Source organism: Frondihabitans sp. PAMC 28766 (genome assembly GCF_001577365.1).
Lineage (GTDB): Bacteria > Actinomycetota > Actinomycetes > Actinomycetales > Microbacteriaceae > Frondihabitans.
On sequence record NZ_CP014513.1, the window covers coordinates 3,112,780 to 3,134,001 of the forward strand.

The 21,222-nt window shown below is 67.8% G+C and carries 20 protein-coding genes; 9 read left to right on the top strand and 11 right to left on the bottom strand.

Annotated elements, in window-relative coordinates; genetic code table 11:
• Positions 1–43 precede the first annotated feature (43 nt).
• Both AX769_RS14845 and AX769_RS14850 read left to right on the top strand, forming a co-directional pair.
• On the top strand, positions 44–670 hold the full coding sequence (locus AX769_RS14845) for a molybdenum cofactor biosysynthesis protein (protein WP_239451807.1): 627 nt from the start codon (positions 44–46) through the stop codon (positions 668–670).
• Between the two features lie 81 nt (positions 671–751).
• Positions 752–1,216 carry a hypothetical protein gene (locus tag AX769_RS14850; protein WP_066280844.1) on the top strand — a complete coding sequence of 155 codons (465 nt, stop codon included), beginning with the start codon at positions 752–754 and terminating at the stop codon, positions 1,214–1,216.
• Between the two features lie 280 nt (positions 1,217–1,496).
• Here AX769_RS14850 and AX769_RS14855 read toward each other — a convergent pair whose 3' ends face one another.
• From AX769_RS14855 to AX769_RS14880, 5 genes are all read right to left on the bottom strand, one after another.
• Positions 1,497–1,907 (bottom strand): ester cyclase, encoded by a 411-nt coding sequence (locus AX769_RS14855; protein ID WP_066280847.1) that lies wholly within the window; start codon positions 1,905–1,907, stop codon positions 1,497–1,499.
• A gap of 89 nt (positions 1,908–1,996) precedes the next feature.
• A complete protein-coding gene (locus AX769_RS14860; RefSeq protein WP_066280850.1) occupies positions 1,997–2,701 on the bottom strand; it encodes a phosphotransferase in 705 nt (234 codons plus the stop codon).
• Between the two features lie 774 nt (positions 2,702–3,475).
• The gene (locus AX769_RS14870; protein ID WP_066280855.1) at positions 3,476–4,225 is read right to left on the bottom strand and encodes a hypothetical protein; all 750 of its coding nucleotides are present in this window, start codon (positions 4,223–4,225) and stop codon (positions 3,476–3,478) included.
• 359 nt (positions 4,226–4,584) lie between these two features.
• On the bottom strand, positions 4,585–5,406 hold the full coding sequence (locus tag AX769_RS14875) for a DMT family transporter (protein WP_066280857.1): 822 nt from the start codon (positions 5,404–5,406) through the stop codon (positions 4,585–4,587).
• Positions 5,407–5,483: 77 nt separating this feature from the next.
• Positions 5,484–5,909, bottom strand: a complete 426-nt coding sequence (locus AX769_RS14880; protein WP_066280860.1) for an SIP domain-containing protein — start codon at positions 5,907–5,909, stop codon at positions 5,484–5,486.
• A 302-nt stretch (positions 5,910–6,211) separates the two neighbouring features.
• Here AX769_RS14880 and AX769_RS14885 point away from each other — a divergent pair, with 302 nt between their 5' ends.
• From AX769_RS14885 to AX769_RS14905, 5 genes are read left to right on the top strand one after another with little or no spacing between them, the layout of a single operon-like run.
• Complete coding sequence (locus AX769_RS14885; protein ID WP_066280861.1) at positions 6,212–7,753, top strand: ABC transporter substrate-binding protein; 1,542 nt, start codon at positions 6,212–6,214, stop codon at positions 7,751–7,753.
• The gene (locus AX769_RS14890) at positions 7,753–8,706 is read left to right on the top strand and encodes an ABC transporter permease (protein WP_066280864.1); all 954 of its coding nucleotides are present in this window, start codon (positions 7,753–7,755) and stop codon (positions 8,704–8,706) included. Before AX769_RS14885 ends, AX769_RS14890 begins: the two co-directional genes overlap by 1 nt.
• Positions 8,703–9,605, top strand: coding sequence for an ABC transporter permease (locus tag AX769_RS14895; protein ID WP_369824031.1), 903 nt, complete (start codon positions 8,703–8,705; stop codon positions 9,603–9,605). The genes AX769_RS14890 and AX769_RS14895 overlap by 4 nt, the downstream gene beginning before the upstream one ends.
• Entirely contained in the window at positions 9,602–10,381 is a 780-nt protein-coding gene (locus tag AX769_RS14900) for an ABC transporter ATP-binding protein (protein ID WP_066280866.1), read from the top strand. Before AX769_RS14895 ends, AX769_RS14900 begins: the two co-directional genes overlap by 4 nt.
• On the top strand, positions 10,378–11,178 hold the full coding sequence (locus AX769_RS14905) for an ABC transporter ATP-binding protein (protein ID WP_066280871.1): 801 nt from the start codon (positions 10,378–10,380) through the stop codon (positions 11,176–11,178). The genes AX769_RS14900 and AX769_RS14905 overlap by 4 nt, the downstream gene beginning before the upstream one ends.
• A 79-nt stretch (positions 11,179–11,257) precedes the next feature.
• On the opposite strand, the gene AX769_RS14910 is transcribed toward AX769_RS14905, so the two are convergent.
• A complete protein-coding gene (locus tag AX769_RS14910) occupies positions 11,258–12,682 on the bottom strand; it encodes an amidase (RefSeq protein ID WP_066280873.1) in 1,425 nt (474 codons plus the stop codon).
• A 152-nt stretch (positions 12,683–12,834) separates the two neighbouring features.
• On the opposite strand from AX769_RS14910, the gene AX769_RS14915 reads away from it, so the two are divergent.
• Positions 12,835–13,953, top strand: coding sequence for a hypothetical protein (locus AX769_RS14915; protein ID WP_157887649.1), 1,119 nt, complete (start codon positions 12,835–12,837; stop codon positions 13,951–13,953).
• A 129-nt stretch (positions 13,954–14,082) separates the two neighbouring features.
• The gene (locus AX769_RS14920) at positions 14,083–15,768 is read left to right on the top strand and encodes a chaplin family protein (protein WP_066280877.1); all 1,686 of its coding nucleotides are present in this window, start codon (positions 14,083–14,085) and stop codon (positions 15,766–15,768) included.
• 389 nt (positions 15,769–16,157) lie between these two features.
• Here AX769_RS14920 and AX769_RS14925 read toward each other — a convergent pair whose 3' ends face one another.
• From AX769_RS14925 to AX769_RS14945, 5 genes are all read right to left on the bottom strand, one after another.
• Entirely contained in the window at positions 16,158–17,033 is an 876-nt protein-coding gene (locus tag AX769_RS14925; RefSeq protein ID WP_066280879.1) for a hypothetical protein, read from the bottom strand.
• Between the two features lie 150 nt (positions 17,034–17,183).
• Positions 17,184–18,059 (bottom strand): hypothetical protein, encoded by an 876-nt coding sequence (locus AX769_RS14930; protein ID WP_157887650.1) that lies wholly within the window; start codon positions 18,057–18,059, stop codon positions 17,184–17,186.
• 270 nt (positions 18,060–18,329) lie between these two features.
• Complete coding sequence (locus tag AX769_RS14935) at positions 18,330–19,118, bottom strand: hypothetical protein (RefSeq protein WP_066280884.1); 789 nt, start codon at positions 19,116–19,118, stop codon at positions 18,330–18,332.
• A gap of 128 nt (positions 19,119–19,246) precedes the next feature.
• Complete coding sequence (locus AX769_RS14940; RefSeq protein ID WP_157887651.1) at positions 19,247–20,122, bottom strand: hypothetical protein; 876 nt, start codon at positions 20,120–20,122, stop codon at positions 19,247–19,249.
• A gap of 210 nt (positions 20,123–20,332) precedes the next feature.
• The gene (locus AX769_RS14945; protein WP_157887652.1) at positions 20,333–21,208 is read right to left on the bottom strand and encodes a hypothetical protein; all 876 of its coding nucleotides are present in this window, start codon (positions 21,206–21,208) and stop codon (positions 20,333–20,335) included.
• Between the last annotated feature and the right edge of the window lie 14 nt (positions 21,209–21,222).

The window sequence follows — 21,222 nt, forward strand, 5'->3', positions numbered from 1 at the left end:
ATGGGGCTTTGTCGGTGCGAGGGGCGTGCGTAGGGTTGGCGGCGTGACCTCTGACGTGGGCGGGCTGCTGCCGGCGCTGCCGTTCGAGGCGGCGGTGCACATCGAGCTGCTGCTGGCCAGCCCCACGCATCGCTACGACGGCCGGCCCGCCGACGGCGCGGCTCCCGCCGACGGCGACGAGACCCCGTCGAGCATCGAGCTGCGCGCCGGGCTCGGGATCGTCGGTGACCGCTATTACGCGAAGCCCGCGCATCGGCATGCCTCGGTCACCGTGATGGCGGGCGAGGCACTCGACGAGGTGGGCCGTCTCGTCGGAGTGAGCCATCTGGATCCTGCGGCCACTCGGCGCAACATCGTGCTGCGCGGCCTCGACGCCGACGCCCTGCGCGACGTGGTCTTCAGCCTCGACACGGGCGACGGGCCGGTCGTGCTGCAGGGCAACCGACCGGCGAACCCGTGTGCGTGGATGGACCGTGAGCTGGCACCCGGGGCATTCACGGCCATGCGCGGGCGCGGCGGGATGCGGTGCGAGCCAATGACCTCCGGGCGGCTCTCGCTCGGCCCCGCCGTGCTGCGCTCGTCGGCCTCCGTTTTCCGCGCGCCGCGCAGCATCGCTGAGGCACCACCGATCCGACGGGAATCAGCCCCCTGCGACATGAATCCGGTCTGATCGGTGGTGCCTCGAGGCCCGGGGAGACGCGCGGGAACGAGCGAGCGGGCCGGGGCAGAGAGCCGGGGGTACGGTCGACCAATGCCTACGACGACCCATGACGAGAAAGCCACCGCCCGCGACGCCGAGGTCGCGGCCCTCCACCCCGATGTCGCCCGCCACCACGTCCGCGCCACCTTCCCCGCCCGCATAGTGCTGCGCGCCGTCGAGAAGCAGGAGACGGGCGAGAAGAAGCTTCCGGTCGTCGGCGACTCGTACCTGACCGTCGTGGTGGCCGGCGGATCGATCCTGTTCTACGCGGACGAGGACCCGGTGTGGCTGGCCGCCTCCATCCCGACGGCGCAGGTGGTCGGCGTCGGCAGCGCCACCGAACCGGTCATCGAAGCGCAGCCGTTCGTGCCGCTGCTCCGCCTGTCGATCTCCGAGCCGGGCACCGAGCCGCTCGACCTCGACCTCGAGCTGTTCGAGTTCGACGGGGTGGCCCTCCACCGCCAGACCGACATCGCCGACGCGCAGGCGCAGTGGCGCGCACTCCTCGCCGCATAGCGCACTGTCGGCCTGTCTCCGGCCCCGGCCCTGACCTGAACCTCCGACCGGACACGTTTCGACCCCGAAATTGTCCGGTTGGAGGCTCAGGCCCCGCGGGCGCGCCCCCTCCGGCGATCACCCCAGCAGCTGCACTCTGGAACGCGCGGAAGCAGTCGTCGCAGGCCCCGTGTCGCCGTGCGATGCGGCTCGCCCGGCTGCTGCCGACGGCATTGCTAGCACGTGAAGCTCATCCGCCGAGCCTAGCGACGAGCATCTTGTCTCGCCGACAATGCGAACGTCAGATAAGGCCGAGCTGCTGCAGGATGCCGACCTGGTCGGTGGAGCCCCAGCGGTCGCTGGCCTTGCCGTCGCGGTAGCCGATGACCTGCACGTTGCGCACGGTGAAGCGCTTGCCGGTCGGCGCGTGCCCCATGAAGTCGCCGGTGTGCGTGCCGCTGAGGTTCATCACGGTGATGATCTTGGTCGGGGTGGCGATCGTCTCGATGACGTCACGGTCGAGATCCGAGAACGACTTGCCGAACTGCTCCCAGAACCAGGCGATCCCCGATCCGTCGGCCGGTTGGCCCTCGGCCGGGTCGTGGTCGGTGAAGTCGTCGGTGAAGCGTTCATTCAGCGGCAGGTCGGTGTCGCGCATCCGGTCGCGTGCCTCGAGTGTCGCCTGGCCGCCTTCGGTGATCTCGGTCGCCATGTCGCGTCCGTCCTCTCGTCGTGGGTCGCACTCGGGTGCGCGACCTCCGACCGGTCTACGCCGCAGCGCCTGTGCCGCAGCCAAGCGCGTCAGCCGGCGCGGCGGACTTCCGCCAGGTACCCGGCGTCGCGCTCGTACATCTGGGCGTTCTCCACCAGCTCGGGTTTGCCGAGCTCGACGGCCTTGTCGCGTGAGAGGTCGGCGAGGTCCCACAGCCGGATGATCGCGACACGCAGCACGTCGTCCCAGGTCGCGTCCGAGCCGTACGACCGCAGGATCCTCTCGGTGCGACCTCTCGCCTCGGCCATAGTCGGCGCGCCCGCGGGTGTGTCGGCCCCGAGCGGCACGACTCGCGTCGCGAAGTAGGCGAGATCCCACAGCCGGGGCCCGGGTGAGCACATGTCGAAGTCGATCGCCCCTACGATCCGGCCGTCGCGGAATCCGAGGTTGTGCGGCGAGAAGTCGTTGTGACAGATCACCTCGGCGGGCACCTTGGTGCGTGACTGCCACACGGAGTCGTCGAGCCCGAAGCCGATGCTGGCGTCGTGCAGCTGCCGTAGCATCCGGGCGCCGTCGTCGAGCACACCCTCGGCCCACACGTACTCGGGCAGGGGATACACGGGCACGTCGGCGTCGAGGAAGGTGAGGCGTTCGTGCTCGCCCTCCACCGCCAGCGGCTTCGGCGCCCAGTCGATGCCGGCCATCTCGAGATAGCGCAGGTAGCGGTGCACCGTCGGCGTCCACGGCCCGGCGACGCGCACGACCGTGTCGCCCTCGCGCCGCACTTCGTTCATGTTGCCGCCTGCAAGGCGGACGGAAGGCACAGCGCCGCCTGCAAGGCGGACGGAAGGCACAGCGCCGCCTGCAAGGCGGACGGAAGGCACAGCGCCGCCTGCAAGGCGGACGGAAGGCACGGCGCCGCCTGCAAGGCGGACGGAAGGCACGGCGCCGCCTGCGAGAGGATCGTCAGTCATCCCGCGACCCTACCGAAAGACCGGCTGGAGACTGATCGGGTCGCCGTCGAGTAGTGCCAGACCGGCTTGCACCTGGCTGAGGCACGTGCCGTAACGGAACAGCCATTGTCCGAGTTCATGCAGCCTGAGCCGACCGATGGGAGACTCGATGCGGACTTCGGCAAGCAAGTCGTCGAGATCCTGCGGTCCGGTGAAGGCCGCAAGCCGTTCTGCGACCGTGTGAACGATGATCGTGCCGAGTGGACGCCTGCACGCCTCGTGGATCGCCTGCGCGGCGAGATGCGGCTGAGGCCCCGACCCACGTCTTTCGCACGCGTCCGGTTCAGGAAGCGGATCGCAGCCCGTCGGAGACCAGATAGCGGGCCGAGGCCGGGTGGCCCGGGCGCGATTCATCGAACGGGCGTCGAGCCGCCCTTGCTGTCGAAGTCGGATGTGGACGAGGCGCCGAAGCGCTGACTGCGATTCATGTGTGGCGCCCTTCGCGGCGGACGCAGGCCATCACCAGGCTCGAGCGGAGTGCCGAGCGGGAGCACCACGGTAGCGCACGTTCTGCCGCCCGCACCAGCCCTCTGTCGCGAGCCCCACGGCGCAGGCTCAGCGCGACCAGGCCACGTTCTCGGCGCGGAGGCGCGCGAGTAGGTCGGCCTGGGCGACGGCCCAACTCATGTAGCCGGCCGAGACACGCTCCATCTCGGCGGGGTCGGCGGGCCCAGGAGCCGACGGGCCGATGCGCTCCAGCCGCGGAGGCTCGAGGTAGCGCACCCGATCGCTGCAGAGCGACCGCGTCACCGCGTTCAGATCCTTCGCGACGTGATCGACGCGACCCCCGATCGGAAGGTTCAAGAACGGCACAGTGCTCGGCGGCTGGATCCCCATGAAGACGACGTCGACGACCGACGACACACCGGCGACGAGGGCGCGGGTGAAAGCGCTGAAGGCCGCGGCCCACTCGCGCGCCGGCAGCAGCTGCAGTGCGTCGCTCACGCCGACGACCACCACGACCGCGTCGTAGGCGTGCAGGTCGATGCCCTCGAGAAGGCTTTCGGCCGTGGCGAGGCGTGCTGCAAGATCGACGACGAGGTCGACTTCGACGGCGCGCGCGGTGCGATACGAGAGCTCCCGCGCAAGGTGGCCGGGGATGGCGTCGTCCTGGCTGGCAACGCCCCAGCCGCTCAGCGCGCCGTTGCCGACGAGCAGCACGCGGTCGGGGTTGTGCCCGGGGGTGCTGACCGTCGCGGAGCCCTCGGTCGAATGGAGGGGGCTGACAGGAAATCCGGATCGCAGGATCGCACGCGCCTTGCCCTGCATCATCGGCCTCACGACCGGGTTGACGAACGATCCCATGCTGTTGCCCCTTTCGCGCTGTCCCGAGCGCACCTCCAGGTGTAGGCCATCCCCGGCCCACACCGCCTCCCCCAGTGCGGGTGCCGCGTGCCCCGCCCGGTCTCCTGCCGCGTCCGGCGAGGTGACGGCGGGGAAGTGTGTTCTCGAAAACGTCGATTGCGTCCAGAGCCGATCAAGCTTTTCGCAAACACTCTCCTGCTCGGTGCCGACGCTCTCCAACGGCTGGCGGCGGTTCGCCCGGACGCTTCTCGTCGCGGTCATCCTCGTGATCGTGCGCTGCCGGGTCTCGGGCGCATCGATCGATCAGCTGCTGCAGGAGGAGCCCGACGGCCCGCTCCTGCCGCATGCGGCAGGCCGGGTCAGTCCTGCGACACGAAGAGGACGCCGACGACGGCGATCGCGCCCGAGACGAGCATCCAGGCGACCGCGCCTGCCGGGGCAGCGGTCAGCTCGCCGAAGACGAGGCCGGTGAGCAGCACGCCCGTGAGCGGGTCGACGACGGTCAAGCCGGCGAGCACGAGAGTCGAGGTGCCCTTCGCCTGGGCGTTCTGCACCCACGACGACCCGAGGAGGCCGGCGGCGCCGACGAAGAGGAGTGCCACGACGAAGAGAACGCTGAAGTTCAACGAGACGAGGTCGTGCAGCAGCTGCTGGGCGAGCGTCGCGACGAAGCCGAACATGACCGCCCCCGCCAGCGAGTAGGCGAGGGCGCTGCGGTTGACCCGGTGCAGCAGCAGGCCGAGAGCGGCCACGATCACCAGGATGCCGAGCACGACGATGAGTTCGCCCGTCGTCACCGTCGGCGTGCGGCCGACGAAACCTGCCGTGATCACGAAGCTGGCGATGCCGACGATGCAGAGGACGATGCCGAGGAGGCGTCGGCGCGAGAGGCCGGTGTGCGTTCGTCGGGCGCCGAGGAAGGCCGTCACGATCAGGCCGATGACGCCGATGGGTTGGACCACCACGAGGTTCGCGAGCAGGAGGCTCGTCAGCTGCATCACGATCGAGATGCCGATCAGGGCCGCACCGCCGAGCCAGACGGGGTTGAAGAGCAGGCGACCGAAGTTGCGTCCGCTCAGCGAGTCGGTGCGGTCACTGGACGTCGCGTGCACGCCACGGTTCTGCACCTCGGTGCCGATGGCCAGGCAGACGGCGCCGACGAAGGCAAGCAGGATCCCCACGGCACGACTCTGTCAGACGGCCGCTGAGAAACCTGTAAGGCCTCACCGAAAACCGATTGCCGGAGCTCCGAAGGGGGCTAGACGGTCGAGGTCGGCGCCTGGAACAGCTCGGCGAGATCGTGCCGCAGGTCGTACGCCAACCCGGCCTCACCGCCGATCCAGAAGACGTAGTCGCTGTCGACGAGGGCCTCGCGGTCGACGAAGAACTCGCCGAGCCACGCGCGCACGGCCCGCTCGAGAGCCATGCCGGGCGCGCAGCCCTCGCCGGTGCCGGGGCGGCCGCTGCGGCGCGATCGGTCGAGCCACGCGACCGACACACGGCCGGGCGTTTCGAGAGGGAACATCTGCGACGCGTCGTCGACCTCGATGAAGACCTGGCCGCGGGCACAGATCGGCAACACCTCGAGCATCGTCTGGATGCCGTCGATCGACGAGGCGTCGCCTGCGAACAGGATGCGAGTGGCGCTGGGCTGGAGGGCGGGCTCACGGGTGTCGAGGAACATGTCCTTCTCAATATAGGTAAGGCTTACCTTCTGCGCTACGTCGTTCGTCACATCCGAGGAAACTCGCAGGCCTCGTGATACTTTTCTCAGTGGCCCCGGGTTCAGCAGCGACCCGCGGTGGAGGGCGATCGGGCGTTCACCAGCGACGAGCGATTCAGCACCGGCATCCTGTTCAACAGCAACAGGGCGCCCCTCCACAGCACCGTGCTCACCGACGACACGGTGGTCCGCCTGTCCTGCGACGAACAGTGGCCACGAACCCCGCGACGATCGCAGCCGGTCCCGAAAGGTCTGCCCCAGCCATGCGCCTCACCCAGCGCCTTCGCTCCACCCGCCTCCTCCCACTCGCCGCCGTCACTGCGGCGGCCGCCCTCGTGCTCGCCGGCTGCTCGTCGTCGGGCACCACGACGAAGTCCACTGGAGCCGCGGACACGGGCGCGACGGTCAACGTCGGCCTCGTGCTCGAGCCCACCGACCTCGACATCCGCACGACGGCCGGCATCTCGCTCGACCAGGTGCTGATCGACAACGTCTACCAGGGTCTCGTCGGCCGCACCTCGACGAACAAGATCGTCAACGTCCTCGCGTCGAGCCACACGGTGTCGTCCGACGGCCTCACGTACGACTTCACGCTGCACAAGGGTGTGACGTTCGACGACGGCGCCACGATGACGGCGCAGGATGTCGTCTGGTCGCTCGAACAGGTCAAGTCGAATGACACCTACCAGAACAGCACCGATCTAGCGGGAGTCACGAGCATCACCGCCCCCACGGCCGACACCGTCGAGCTGAAGCTCGCGAAGCCCGACTCGCAGCTGCTGTGGGCGCTGTCCGGCCGCGCCGGCCTCGTGCTCGAGAAGGCCGCGACGAACGACCTGAAGACGACCGCCAACGGCACCGGCCCCTACAAGCTGCAGAGCTGGAAGCAGGGCGACAGCATCCACCTGACCCGCTTCTCGACATATTGGGGCACCAAGGCCAAGGTCGCCGGAGTCGTCTTCAAGTACTACACGAGCCCGTCGGCGGCCATCAACGCCGTGATCTCGGGCGACGTCGACGTGCAGACCGCCGTCGACCCGACTCTCGACGCGCAGCTCAAGGGTGTCTCGGGTGTCAGCCTCAAGTCGGGCAAGACGACCGACAAGTACACGCTGGCGTTCAACGACGCGATCGCGCCGTTCACCGACATCCGGGTGCGCGAGGCGATCCGCGAGGCCATCGACACGAAGGCCCTGATCAAGGCGCTCGGCGGCGCCGGCGTGCAGCAGGGCGGCCCCATCCCCCAACTCGACCCCGGCTATCAGAACCTCGACAGCGTCGACGCCTACGACCCGTCGGGCGCCAAGAAGCTGCTGAAGGCCGCGGGCAAGACCGGCCTCACACTGAACCTCACGTATCCGAACATCTACCCGGCGTCGATCGGCGACGTGCTCACCACTCAGCTCAAGGCCGTGGGCATCACGCTCAAGGTCAAGCAGGTCGACTTCACCACTTGGCTCAACACGGTGTTCACCGCCCCGACGAACGGCTCGCCGCGCAGCTACCAGTTGAGTATCGTCGACCACGCCGAGTCGCACGACTTCGGCAACTGGGCGAACCCGCAGTACTACTTCGGCTACGACAACAAGCAGGTGCAGGGCCTCTACGCCCAGGCCCTCGCCGCGACCTCCGACTCGGTCGTCGATGCGAAGCTCGCGCAGGCGGCGAAGATCGTCTCCGACGACGCGGCCGGCGAGTGGCTCTACACGGCCACCACACTCACTGCGGTCCACTCGGGCATCACGGGCTTCCCCTACTCCAGCACCTCGGCGCGACTCGACCTGGCGAACCTGCAGAAGTCGTAGTGACGCGATTCGTCCTGGGGCGGGTCGTCCTGCTGCTGATCGGGCTGCTGGTCGCCAGCGCGCTGATCTTCTTCACGCTGCGCCTGCTCTCGGGCGACGTCGCGCAGGTGATCGCGGGCACCCAGTCGTCGCCGGCCCAGGTCGCGGCGATCCGGAAGTCGCTGGGGCTCGACCGCCCGCTGATCCTGCAGTATCTCGAGTGGCTCGGCGGCCTCGTGCACGGCGACCTCGGCACCTCTCTGGTGACAGGGTCGTCGGTCTCGTCGCAGCTGGTGCAGAAGTTCTCGGTGACGCTGCCCCTCGCCGGGCTCTCGCTCGTGTTCGGCCTCGTGCTGGGCATCCCCCTCGGAGTGCTGTCGGCACTGAAGAGGCGGAAGCTCTCGGGCACGGTGATCTCGATCATCGCGCAGGCGTTCGCCGCGGTGCCGGCGGTCTGGGGCGGGATGATCCTGATCGCCGTGTTCGCCGTCGCGATCCGCGTCTTCCCGACGCAGGGCTACCCGACCGACGGTTGGGCCGAGCCCGGGCAGGCGCTGCGGAGTCTGATCCTGCCGGCTCTGACCCTCGGAGTGATCGAGGGGGCCGTGATCCTGCGCTTCACGCGCTCGGCGACGCTCGGCGCCCTCGGGGAGGACTACGTGCGCACCGCCGCAGCGAAGGGGCTGACCCGCACGCAGGCCGTCATCCGCCACGGGCTGCCCAACGTCATGCTGAGCGTCGTCGCGGTGCTCGGCGTGCAGATCGCAGGGCTGCTCGTCGGGGCCGTGCTGGTCGAGCAGCTCTTCGCGCTGCCGGGGGTGGGCAGGATGCTGGTCTCCGACGTCGGGGTGCGCGACCTCACCAAGGTGCAGGGCGAGCTGCTGGCACTCACGGGGCTGGTGCTCGTGCTCGGCTTCGCCGTCGACCTGATTCACCGTCTCGTCGACCCGCGACTGCGGGAGCGTGACTCGTGAGCGCGGTCGAGACTCGGACCGACGAGAGACGGACGGGCGGAGAGCCCCGCCGTCGGCAGACGTGGCTCACCGAGCTGCTGCGGCGGCCGGCCGGGGTCGGCGCCGGCGTCTGGATCCTGCTGCTCGTCGCGTCGGCGATCGTGTCGAGCTTCTGGACCCCGCACGACCCGTTCGCGACGAACCCGTACGCGGCGTGGCAGGGGCCCTCGGCGGCGCACCTCTTCGGCACGGACAGCATCGGCCGTGACATCTTCAGCTACGTCTTCGCCGCCACGCGCACGACACTGATCGTGTCGGTGCTTGCCGGCGCGCTGGCGTCGCTCGTCGGGATCGGCCTGGCAGCCCTCGGGTCGCTCACGGCGCGCTGGGTGCGCGAGGGCACCGCGGTGCTGCTCGACATCCTGATCGCCTTCCCCGTGATTTTGATCGCGATGCTGCTCTCGTCGATCCTCGGCGGCTCGCTCGGCGTCGTGATCGCCTCGGTCGGGATCGGCTTCGGCGTCAACATCGCTCGGGTCTCGCGTGGCGAGGTGCGGCGGGTGCGCGGCACCGATTACGTGCTCGCGGCGAGAGCGAGCGGGCTGTCGTCGCCCGGAGTGCTGATGCGGCACATCCTGCCCAACGTCGCCCCGGTCTTCATCGTGCAGCTGTCGCTGGCGATGGCGACGTCGATCCTGTCGGAGGCCGGGCTGTCGTATCTCGGCTATGGCGCCTCGGCGTCCACGGCGTCGTGGGGCCGGCTGCTGAACGACCTGCAGGTCTATATCGCCATCCACCCGGGCAGCGTGGTCTGGCCGGGAGCGGCGATCACGCTGAGCGTGCTGGCGTTCAACCTGCTCGGCGACGCGCTGCGCGAAGCCACCGACCCGCAGCTCCGGCGTGGAAGGCGGCGCTCATGACTCTCGAGGTGACCGGGCTCACGGTGGAGATCGGCGGCCGCGTCGTGGTCGACGACCTCTCGTTCACAGTGGCCGACGGGCAGCGGCTCGGGCTGATCGGAGAATCCGGGTCGGGCAAGTCGCTGACCGTGCTCTCGCTGATCGGTCTGGCCCCCGAGGAGGCGACCGTCACCGGAAGCGTCCGGCTCGACGGCGACGAGGTGCTAGCGCTCTCCGAGCGGCAGCGGGCAGCACTGCGGGGTGCGCAGGTGGCAGTGGTCTTCCAAGACCCCCAGACGGCATTGAACCCGCTGCACACGATCGGCCGGCAGATCGGCGAACCGCTGCGCATCCACGAGGGTCTCTCGAAGAAGGCGGCTCGCGATCGCGCGATCGAGGCCGCGCACGAGGTCGGTCTGCCCGACCCGTCCACCATCGTCGACCTCTACCCGCACCAGCTCTCGGGCGGGCAGCGACAGCGCGTCGGCATCGCCACGGCGCTCATCAGCCGGCCGTCCCTGCTGCTTGCCGACGAGCCGACGACGGCCCTCGACGTCACGACGCAGTCCGAGATCCTCGACCTGCTGCAGCGCCTCGTCGACGAGCGCGGCATGTCGCTGGTGTTCGTGACCCACGACCTGGCGGTGCTCGCGCAGATCACCACCGACGTCGTCGTGCTCTCGGGCGGGCGCTCGGTCGAGAGCGGGCCGATTGCCGGCATCCTGCACTCCCCCGTGCACCCCGTGACGCAGAGCCTCGTGGCCGCCGCCCGCGACACCACCTGGAGCGCCTCTTGAGCACCCTTCTGTCGGCGGAGTCCATCTCGCGCGACTTCGTCCTGCCCCGGCGGTCGATCTTCACACCGGGCGTCGTGCGACACGCTCTCGTCGACGCGTCGCTGACCGTCGGCGAGGGCGAGAGCGTCGGGCTCATCGGAGAGTCGGGCAGCGGCAAATCGACGCTCGTGCGGATCCTGCTGGCACTCGACGCCGCATCCGCGGGCACCGTCTCGTTCGACGGGCAGCCGGTGCGACCCGGGCGTGCTCGCGATCTGCGGTGGCTGCGGCGGCAGACGGGCATCGTGTTGCAGGATCCCTACGCCTCGCTCGACCCACGGATGCGCGCCTTCGACATCGTGGCCGAGCCCCTGCAGGCGCTCCACGTCGAGGGCGACCACCGTGCCCTGGTCACCTCGATGCTAGACCGAGTCGGCCTCGGAACGTGGAGCCTCGACCGCTACCCCCACGAGTTCTCGGGCGGGCAGCGGCAGCGCATCGCCCTCGCCCGCGCACTCGTGCACCGGCCGCGGCTGCTCGTCGGCGACGAGCCGCTGAGCGCGCTCGATGTGACCGTGCGCGCGCAGATCCTCACGCTGCTCGCCGAGCTGCGCGACGAGATGGGGCTGTCGCTGCTGATCGTGTCGCACGACCTCGGGCTGGTCAACCACCTGTCCGACCGGGTGGCCGTGATGCAGGGCGGCCGCATCGTCGAGCAGGGCTCGACTCATCAGGTGCTGCACGCGCCCCAGCACGACTACACGCGGCGCTTGATCGCCGCCGTGCCCACGCTCGACGTCGCTCCCCCGCGCGAGTAGCGCGCGCCTCCCCCGAGAGTGCGCAACTCGCGGCTCACTTTCGTCGAAGGTCGCGATTTGCGCACTCTCGATCGGCGGATCACCACTGCGGCGGGTACCGCCTCTGCCACTTCAGCCGCCGCTCGAGCTGCGCCCCGATCGAGAGCAGCACGTCTTCGCGCCCCGGCCGCCCGATCAGCTGCACCCCGACGGGCAGGCCCGCGGCGTCGACGTGCACCGGCAGCGAGATCGCCGGCAGCCCCGCCACGTTGACGAACGAGGTGAACGGCGCGTAGAGGCACTGCTGCTCGAAGTTCTTCTCGGCGTCCTCGCTGTCGTACCAGCCGATCGGCCTCGACGGCAGCGCGAGGGTGGGCGTCAACACCGCGTCGAAGGCGTCGAACTGCCGGATCACCGACCGCTCGTATGCGGTCAACCCGGCCAGCGCCTGCCCGAGGTCTCTCGCCGACAGGGCCCTGCCGCGCTCGACGAGCCAGTGCGTGATCGGCTCGAGCAGGTCGAGGTCGGCCCCCTCGGCGGGGATCGACGCGGCGCCGGCCTGCCAGAGCACCGTGAACCAGCGCCCGTAGTCGGAGGGCGCGAGGGCCGCCTCGTCGAGGCCGTGGCCGATCTGCTCGAGCTGGGTCGTTGCGACAGTGAGGGCTTCGAGCACGCTGGTGTCGAGCCGCACGTCGTACACGTCGTCCCAGGGGCTCGTCGTCATGACGCCGATCTGGAACCGGCCCTCGCCGCGCACCGCCGACCCGAGCCATGAGCCCTCAGGATTCGACGGGGCCCGGAGAGCGTACAGGTCGCGCGGCACCCCGGAGTCGGGTGCGACCATCGCGTCGAGCAGCATCCCCGCGTCGGCCACGGTGCGGGCGAGCGGCCCGCCCACCGAGAGACCGCCGAGGCTCGCGATCCCCGACTGCGACGGCACTCGCCCACGGGAAGGCTTGAGCCCGACGAGCCCGGTGGCGGCCGCCGGGATGCGGATGCTGCCGCCGCCGTCGGAGCCCGGCGCGAACGGGACGAGCCCGGCCGCGACCGCAGCAGCCGCCCCTCCGCTCGAGCCGCCGGGCCCGAGTGAGAGGTTGTAAGGGTTGCGCGTCGGCGGCCCGATCAGCGTCTCGGTGTAGCTCGTCAGACCGAACTCGGGCGTCGCCGTCTTGCCGAGGCTGATGGCGCCCGCCTCGTCGACGTCGTGTGCGATGCCGGACGACACCCTCGGCGTCCTTCCCTTCGACAGGCGAGACCCCGACCAGGTCGGCACGCCCTCGCGGTCGTACAGATCTTTGTCGGCGAGCGGCAGGCCCCACAGCGGTGCGGCCGTGCGGCCCACTGCACCGAGCGCGTCGGCTCGAGCGCGCGCGGCCTCGGGCGTGACGGTCGTGAAGGCGCCGAGAGCGCCGTCGATTCGGTCGATGCGGTCGAGGTAGTGGTCGACGAGCTCGCGGGGCGAGACCTCGCCGCGGCGCAGCCAGTCGTACTGCTCCTGGGCGCTCAGATGATGGAGTTCGAACATCGCCTGCGAGCCTACCGAGATGTGGTGGACACCGGGCCGGACCAGAGCGTATGGTTCAGTCAACGTCGAGGCCAACCACCTCGGCGATGGAGTCCAACCAACTCCGACAGGCAAGTTCTCGAAGGCTCGATCGACCGTTGAAGGTGATCGCCGTGGATCAGACGGCAGTGCGCGACAGGCGTCTTCCGACGTCGCCGCGCGCCTTCGCGCTGGTCCGGCTGCTGCTGATCGCGGGCTTCGTCGGGGCGGCTTTGATCGTGCTGAGCGTCTTCTTGTCGTCGCAATCGGCCTCCGCGGCGACTCCGGCCGCCGCGCCTTCTGCCGCCGCGCCGCCAGCCGCCGCACCGGCCCCGACCTCCGGCGGCCTCGCAGGCTCGCTGACGAAGGTCGTCGAGCACGTCACCACCCCGGTCACGCACCTCACGACCCCGGTCGTCTCGGGTGTCGCGAAGACCGCAGGATCAACTGTCTCCACCGTCACACACGTCGCCACGCAGGCCACGGCCCCCGTCCCTGCCGTGCAGCACGTCGTCCAGGCCGTCGCCCCGGTCGTCCCCCAGACGCTCACTGCGGTGTCCTCCGCGAAGCCGGTCGATCACATCGTGGCCCCGGTCGCGAGGACGGTCGACAAGGTCGTCAACAGCGTCCCGGTCGTCGCTGCGATCACCGGAGAATCCCCGGTCAGCACGCTCACGACTCCGGTTGTCAGCACGGTCGACACGACGGTCGCGGCACTCTCGTCGGGCGTCGCCTCGACCGCGCCGACCGGCCCCACGACTGTTCCTGTGACCGTCACCGTTCCCGTCGTCGGCGTCTCGCCGATCGCGCCGGTGACACACACCGACTACCCGGCCCCCGGCATCCTGCGCTCCTCGTTCGTCGCCTCGGCCGTCGCCCAGGCCGCTTCGGGCAACTCGTCTTCGGCGACCGGCGCTCCCGCCGTCGTCGCCGCCACGACCCCGTCCGTCCCCGCGGCGAGCCCGCTGGGTGCCTCCGCCACGTCGAACACGGGCGGCTCCACCCCCGCGAACGGCTCGACCCCTGCACCCGCGCCGGCCTCCCCCGCGTCGCCCGACCGTGCCCCCGCCCTTCCCGACGGCAGCCTCGGCGGCTCGGCGGGCGCCGGTTCCCCTGCCGCGGGCGGTTCGGCCACCGCGCTGACCGGCGACGCCTTCGTGCGTCCGGCCCTCCTTCAGCTCTCCACCGGCGCCGGCAAGCGCGAGATCGTGCCTGCCGCGCCCACGTTCGACTCCGACACGACTCCTGACTGAGACGGGTCACCGCCGCGTTCGTCGCGGTCACTGACCCTCGCCGCCTCGTGCGGCATCTCCCCGGGCGCTCAGCGCTCACCGTGTCACTCATACGCGTGCCAAGGCACGTGCGACTTCAGGAGTACGACCATGAACAAGTACGTCTTCCGCGGGCTCATCGGAGCCTGCTTCGTCGGAGGCCTCTGGGCCGTCGGCGCAACGGCGGCCAACGCCGCCACGACCACAGGATCCGACGCCCTCGCGTCGGGCACGCAGGTCGCCTCGGCCATCACCGCACCGGTGCATGCCGCCGGCAACGCCATCAGCGTGATCGGCCGCTCGACCAGCACCGGGTCGGCCGTGCACGCCGCTGCCCCCGCTGCTGCTTCGGCTGCTGCGGCGCCGGCTGCGGCACCCGCTGACGCGCCGACCACCACGGGCAGTCACGGCATCCTCAGCGGCACCCAGGGCATCATCTCGGTGCACGTGCCGGTGACGGTCGGCGGCAACGCCGTCTCGGTGGCCGGCAACTCGGCATCGTCGCACTCGGCTGCTGCCGCTCCGGCTGCGCCTGCTGCTGCGGCCGCTCCGGCTGCTCCCACCGCCGCCGCTCCCGCTGCCGCGCCGACCACCTCGGGTGCGCACTCGACGGCTGGCGGAACACAGGCCGTGGTCGGCGTCACCGCCCCCGTCACGGTGGGTGGCAACGCGATCTCGGTGCTCGGTGACAGCACGTCGACCGGGTCCTCGACCACGTCGGCTCCTGCGCCCGCCACCAGCGGTGCAGGCTCGTCGGCCAGCACGACCGGCTCGAACGGGATTGCCTCGGGCAGCCAGGTGCTGCCGGACGTGACGCTGCCGATCACGGTCGCCGGCAACGGCATCTCGGTGCTGGGCGACTCGTCGTCGACGGGCTCGACGTCCGGTTCGCCGGCCGCCTCGACTCCGACCGAGACCACGACCGCTGCCCCGAGCACCTCGGGCAGCGATTCGACCCTCGGTGGCACGCAGGCCCTCGTCGGCCTGAACGTGCCGGTCACCGTCGCCGGCAACGGCATCTCGGTGCTCGGTGACTCGTCGTCGACTGGTTCGTCGACTGGCTCCGCAGCGGGCTCTACCGGTGGTTCCGGCTCGGGCACGACCGGTGCCGGCAGCACCACCACCGGCAACGGCAGCACCCTCGGGGGCACCCAGATCGCTCCCGACGTGACGGCTCCCGTCACGGCTTCGGGCAACGCGATCTCCGTCCTCGGAGACTCCACCTCGACCGGCAGCACGACGGGCACGACCGGTGGTTCCGGCTCGGGCACGGCCGGCACCGGCAGCACCACCACCGGCACCGGCAGCATCCTCGGCGGCACCCAGATCGCACCGATCGTGTCGCTGCCCATCGACCTCGGCGGCAACGCCGTCTCGGTGATCGGCACCAGCACCACCACCGGTTCCACGACCGGCGACCCGTCGACCCCGGGCAACCCCGGCACCCCGACTGGCCCCACCGGCCCGACTGGCCCGTCCGACCCCGGCACGCCCAGCAACCCTGGTACGCCCAGCAACCCTGGTACGCCGAGCACCCCGGTGACCGACCCCGCCGGCACGACCGTCAGCACCTCGACGGGCTCGGGTGACGTCGTCACCGGTGCTCTCGACACCTCGCTCGCCGGAGCCACCTCGGCCGACGTGACCGCAGCAGCCCTGGGCGGCAACACCGCGCTCGCCGCCGACGGCACCCTGGCCTACACCGGCAGCGCCAACCCGCTGGTCGCGATCGTGACCGCTTTGCTCCTGCTGCTGGGAGGTCTCGGGCTCCTGATCAGGGCTCGCCTGCGCAGCTAGCCGCCCTTCGCACCGACTACCATCCCACGGCCAATCGGCCCGCCGGCACCCTCAGGTGCCGGCCGGGCCGATCCGGCATGCCCGCCCCGCCTCCGGGGTATCCCTTTCTCTGCGAGCGACTTCAGTTCTGCCTGAATTCAGGCGCAAGTGACGTCGCCCTGACTGAAGAGCTGTTGGAGCCAGCGAACCTCGCACCGGTCGAGCCCGAGAGGGGTTCGTCGGCCGTCGAGATAGTCCGCGGACCACCTCCGGGGCCGATCGGCCACTTATCTCCGCGGAGCGCGGTCGATCGGGCGAATGAGCTCCAGATCGACGGCAGTCCGAAGCCGATCGTTCTTCGGCTCGCGCGGCGCGCGTTTCACGATGACCGTGCGGCCTTGAGGTCGAGGTCAGCTGTGGAGAACGGGCGAGCCCTCGACGCGCGTCACAATGTCGGCGAGTAGCTTCACCGTTTCGGGCTTCCAGAGGCGAAAGAGACCGGCGAAGTAGACGTAGAAGTAGCCGTCCGCGAATTCGAAACTGAACTTGTTCTTCTTCAGGAGTTGCACGGTGTCGGCATCGAGGATCGCCGTCGCCGCCGCTCGATCGGCCGGCTCGCAATACACGTCGAAGGCGCCGAACGACTCGGGGTTCCGAGGAAGCTCGATCCGACTCAGGCGGCGCATCTGCTTCACCTTTGAGGGGCAGAACAGCGCATTGGGCAACGAAGCGGCCAGGGGCATCCGGAGATAGCCCCACCCGATCGGCGTCCAATTCTTTCCGCCGTTCCGCGTAAAGCTATATCGATAATTGCCCCATTCGACAAACGGCAGCCGACTAGACCGCATCACTTCGAACGACACCAGGTCACGGCCGAGCCGGAAGAGAATCCCTCCGAAGGGCGGCTCGCTGTGCGAGCGCGAAAGGAAAAAGTCGAAGCCTTTGGCAGCGGCGAAACATGACTCGACGACCAAATGCCGAGGCTGATTTCGCACCAGGCCGAAGATCTTTGGCAGCCCAAAACCGAGCGTGAACAGAACCGTCGCGACACCGACGGTGAAGAGAAGCCACCCGAGGCCTTTCTGGAAGCTCGACATGGCGAGACCCTGATTGGCCAAGCCGAGAAAGATGAAAAGCGCCCCACCTCCGGTCGCCACAGAGACCGTCGTGATGACGTCGGTCACTTTGACTGGCAGACGAGTGCCGGACGCCTTCGCCTCGTCAAGAAACGACTTGACGCTAGCCTCTGACGGCGCCTCACCCAGTGGCAGTACGTCGATCTCCATAGATCCTCGACCTCTTTCACATCTTTGGATACCCCGCCACAAAGCCCTAGCAGCCGTGATACGACCGGGTTGGGCGCGGGCAGGAATGACTTCATGTCGAATCGGCCAGGCTCGTCATTCAGCGAGTCGGCGTCCAAGTTTTTGCCGACCCTAGTTGTCGGCGCGGTGGCTGCCCTCAATCCTGGACACGACGTCGGCGAGCAGGAGCACCGTGTCAGGCTTCCAGAGGCGAAAGAGCCCGGCCTTGTAGGCGGAGAAGTAGCCGTCGGCGAACTCGAAGCTGAACTTGTGAAGCCTCAGGAGTTCCAGGGTGTCGGCATCGAGGACCGCCGTGGCCGCCGGTCTGTCCGCGGCTTCGCAGAAGACGTCGAAGGCGCCCAGGGGCTCGCGGCTCTGAGGGAGCTCGAAGCGTGTGAGCCGACGCATCTGCTTCACCTGTGAAAGACAGAACAGCGCATCGGGTGCGCGCTTCGCCATGGGGACGCGCAAATAGCCCCACCCGATCGGTGTCCTGTTCCGGCCCCGGTTGTGGACGAAGCTGTAGCGATAATTGCCCCATTCGACGAACGGCAGCCGGTTCGACTTCATGACTTCGAATGACACCCGATCCACGCCGAGGCGAAACAGGATGCCCATGAAGGAGGGCTTTGCGTGAAACCGAGATAAGAAAAAATCGAAATCGTTCGCCGCTGCGAAACGCTGCTCGACAACCAGGTGCCGAGGCTGATCACGGGCGAGCCCAATGATCTTCGGAACCCCGTAGAAGAAGGCGAAGAGGAAGAGCAGTACGCCGACCACGAAGGACACGGAACCGAGGACACCCTGCCAGCGTGACGCAGCGTAGGCCCAATTGAACACACCGAGCAGGACGAACAGCGCGCCGCCACCAGCGACCACGGAGGTGGTCACGACGACATCGGTGACCTTCACCGGAAGCCGCGTGCCGGAAGACCTTGCTTTATTGACGAACGCCTGGGCTTCTGCCTTCGACGACAGATCTGTCAACGGCGTCGCATCGATTTCCACAGGCCCTCTACTTCACCTAGAGCTTCAAATTCTTGCCGATTGGATGTTCTCGAGTAGCAGCGTCTGGCCGTCCCAAGCGATGTCGTTCTCAGGTCCAACCCCGCGAACGTGAGTCGACTCAAGATCCATTCCGGTATGGACGAGATCGGCCTCGGACCCGCAGGATTCAGTCGCACTGGTCCTCCTGAGCACTCTCGCCGTCGGTCGGCACTGTGCGGAGGAATGACTACATGCCGGCGGGACTCGCTCAAAGACCACTGCACTGCGATTTCACGCCCTGCATTGGGAGGTTCCGAAGCGTTCCGTCAGCGCGGTGGCAAGACGAGCCAGGCTCGCAACCGTCTCGGGTTTCGACAGAGCGAACAGCTCCGCCCGGTAGAGGTAAAGGTAGCCGTCCGCGATCTCGGCAGTGAAGTGCTGCCTTGCAAGCGATTCCAATAAATGCCCGCCAAGGAGTGAATCAATCGCTGGACGATCCTCCGGGCTACACCGCAACTCGAAGGGTTCGACAGACGTTGCAGCTATGGGTAACTCAACTGCGGAGAGGGAGTTCATCTGCTTCACGGACTTGAGACGCAACAATGCGTTCGGAATCTTCTTGGCCACCGGGATCATGAGGTAGCCCCAGGCCCAAGGCGTAGAATTCTTTCCCCTATTTGTTGGAGTACTGAAGCGATAATTTCCCCACTCGACGAATGGCGCCCCGCGAAGCCGCATGACTTCGAACGCAACTCGCTCTTGCCCGAGCCGGAAGAGGATCCCGGAATGAGCAGCTCGAGTGTCGGATCTCGAAAGCGTGAAGTCGAAGCTGTTTGCCTCGGCGAAACTGGACTCGGCTAAAACTCGCTTCGGCTGCCGGACACACACATCGAGCAGCTTGGGGATGCCCCACCCGAGGCCGAAAGCGAAAAGGAGGATGCCGACGATGGCCACACCTAAGCCCAGGTAGTGGAAAGTCCGCGTCGGATCGAGAAAGAAACTCCAGGCACCGACAGCAATCACGACGACGCTACCAATGAGAAGTGCGGCGACAAGAAGGAGCGAATCTTGCGGGCGCACAGGGAGCCGGGAGCCGACTCAATTGACGTCGTCGAGGAACGACCGGATGTCGGATTGCGAGGGCTGTCGCTCGAGCATGCTGGTGTCGATGTTCACGAAGCGCCATCTTCCATTTCCAGGAGACGCTCCTAGCTCTCCGACAGTCGAATTGCCTCGACGCGGGACACAATTTCAGCGAGCAGGGTCACCGTCTCGGGCTTCCAGAAGCGGAAGAGGCCGGCGAAATGGACGTAGAAGTAGCCTTCAGCAAATTCGAAACTGAACTTGTTGTTCCGCAAGAGCGCAACCATATCCGAGTCCAGCACCGACATCACTACCTTCTCGTCGCGCGGTTCGCAGTAAAGGTCGTAGGGCGAGACAGACGCGGGACTCCGAGGGAGATCGATTCGCGTCAGGCGACGCATCTGCTTCACCTTCGAGAGGCAGAAGAGTGCATTCGGCACGTTTCCGGCCAATGGCACGCGAAGGTAGCCCCATGCCACGAACGTGACGTTGCGACCTCCATTGCGCTTGAGGCTGTATCGATAGTTACCCCACTCCACGAATGGCAGCTGGTTTGATCGCATGACCTCGAAGGACACCCGGTCCTCACCCATTCGGAACGGAATCCCGGTGAAAGGCGGCCTATCGTGAGGGCGAGAGAGACAGAAGGCGAAGTCGTTCACAGCCGCGAACCGTTTCTCAACGAGAAGTCGCCTGGGCTGGTTTTTAACTAGGCCGACGATCCTTGGAACGCCATAACCAACGGCAAAGACGAACGCAAGCACGCCGAGCGAAACCAAGACGTATCCGAGGACGCGAATCGGTCCCTCCTCGGTGGGGCCCCAACCCGGCCACCCGAGGCCGACGAACATAAGACCGCCGCCCGCGACTACTGCATGCGTCGTCACGACGTCGCTCACCTTGATGGGAGGTCGCGTATCTGACGATCGGATTTCCTGGACGTAAGTCGCCACATTAATTTTCTTCGGCGCTTCGAGAAGCGGCGCAGTTTCGAGCTTCACTTGCCCCCTATTTCCTGGCTACTACGCGTTGGCGACGAAACTGCGCTCGAGTCGCCGCATCGGGTTATCTCAAGCCATGTCGACAGCGGGCTTGACCCCGCTTCACCTAGCTGCGTCGCATCGATCCACACGGCCTTAGCTCACAATCGTGACGCCGGACAAGGGGGCTCGAGGAAGGTCGTCTCTGCCGGTCGCGCCCACAGGGCCCTGTCACTTGCCGACCACCCGCGTGTTCTCGACGCGCGTCACGATGTCGGCGAGAAGGTTTACCGTTTCGGGTTTCCAGAAGCGGAAGAGGCCAGCGAAGTAGACGTAGAAGTAGCCGTCCGCGAACTCGAAACTGAACTTGTTCTTCCGCAGGAGTTCAACGGTCTCGTCGTCGAGGATCGCCGTTGCCACGAGTCGATCGGCCGGCTCGCAATACAGGTCGAACGCGCCGGATGGCTCAGGATTCCGAGGAAGCTCGATCCGGGTCAATCGGCGCATCTGCTTGACCTTCGACAAACAGAAAAGAGCGTTCGGCACATTGTCTGTCAGGGGCACCCGCAGGTAACCCCACGCCACGAACGTCACGTTACGTGCCCCCGCGGGCTTCAGGCTGTACCGGTAGTTGCCCCACTCGACAAACGGCAACCGGTTCGAACGCATCACCTCGAAGGACACCCGATCCGTCCCCAGCCGGAAAGGGATCCCCGTGAATGGCGGTTTCGCATGAGATCGAGAGAGAAAAAAATCGAACCCGTTCGCGATCGCGAACCCCTTCTCGACAAACAGGTGTCGAGGCTGAGCCCGTGCAAGACTGACAATCCTCGGAATCCCGTATGCGACGGCATAAAGGCTTGCCAATGTGCCTGCAATGAGAAGCGCTGAGCCGAGAACCGCCTGGAGAACCGAGTCCGAGAAGCCTCTGTTGACGAGTCCAATGACGATGAAGAGAAGGCCGCCTCCAAAGGCGACAGCGGCAGTTGTCACGACGTCAGTGACTTGAACGGGAAGGCGAGTACGCGAGGCTTTAGCTTCGTTAAGGAAGGCACTCACATCGGACTTCATCGGTTCGAGGCCTAGTGGTGTTGCGTCGATTTCCACAAACCCTCTTCCTC

What these genes read in the sequence shown, in the direction of transcription:
- AX769_RS14850 (WP_066280844.1), top strand. Translation starts at nt 752, where the DNA reads ATGCCTACGACGACCCATGACGAGAAAGCCACCGCCCGCGACGCCGAG.
- AX769_RS14855 (WP_066280847.1), bottom strand. Translation starts at nt 1,907, where the DNA reads ATGGCGACCGAGATCACCGAAGGCGGCCAGGCGACACTCGAGGCACGC.
- AX769_RS14860 (WP_066280850.1), bottom strand. Translation starts at nt 2,701, where the DNA reads ATGAACGAAGTGCGGCGCGAGGGCGACACGGTCGTGCGCGTCGCCGGG.
- AX769_RS14870 (WP_066280855.1), bottom strand. Translation starts at nt 4,225, where the DNA reads ATGGGATCGTTCGTCAACCCGGTCGTGAGGCCGATGATGCAGGGCAAG.
- AX769_RS14880 (WP_066280860.1), bottom strand. Translation starts at nt 5,909, where the DNA reads ATGTTCCTCGACACCCGTGAGCCCGCCCTCCAGCCCAGCGCCACTCGC.
- AX769_RS14885 (WP_066280861.1), top strand. Translation starts at nt 6,212, where the DNA reads ATGCGCCTCACCCAGCGCCTTCGCTCCACCCGCCTCCTCCCACTCGCC.
- AX769_RS14900 (WP_066280866.1), top strand. Translation starts at nt 9,602, where the DNA reads ATGACTCTCGAGGTGACCGGGCTCACGGTGGAGATCGGCGGCCGCGTC.
- AX769_RS14910 (WP_066280873.1), bottom strand. Translation starts at nt 12,682, where the DNA reads ATGTTCGAACTCCATCATCTGAGCGCCCAGGAGCAGTACGACTGGCTG.
- AX769_RS14920 (WP_066280877.1), top strand. Translation starts at nt 14,083, where the DNA reads ATGAACAAGTACGTCTTCCGCGGGCTCATCGGAGCCTGCTTCGTCGGA.
- AX769_RS14925 (WP_066280879.1), bottom strand. Translation starts at nt 17,033, where the DNA reads ATGGAGATCGACGTACTGCCACTGGGTGAGGCGCCGTCAGAGGCTAGC.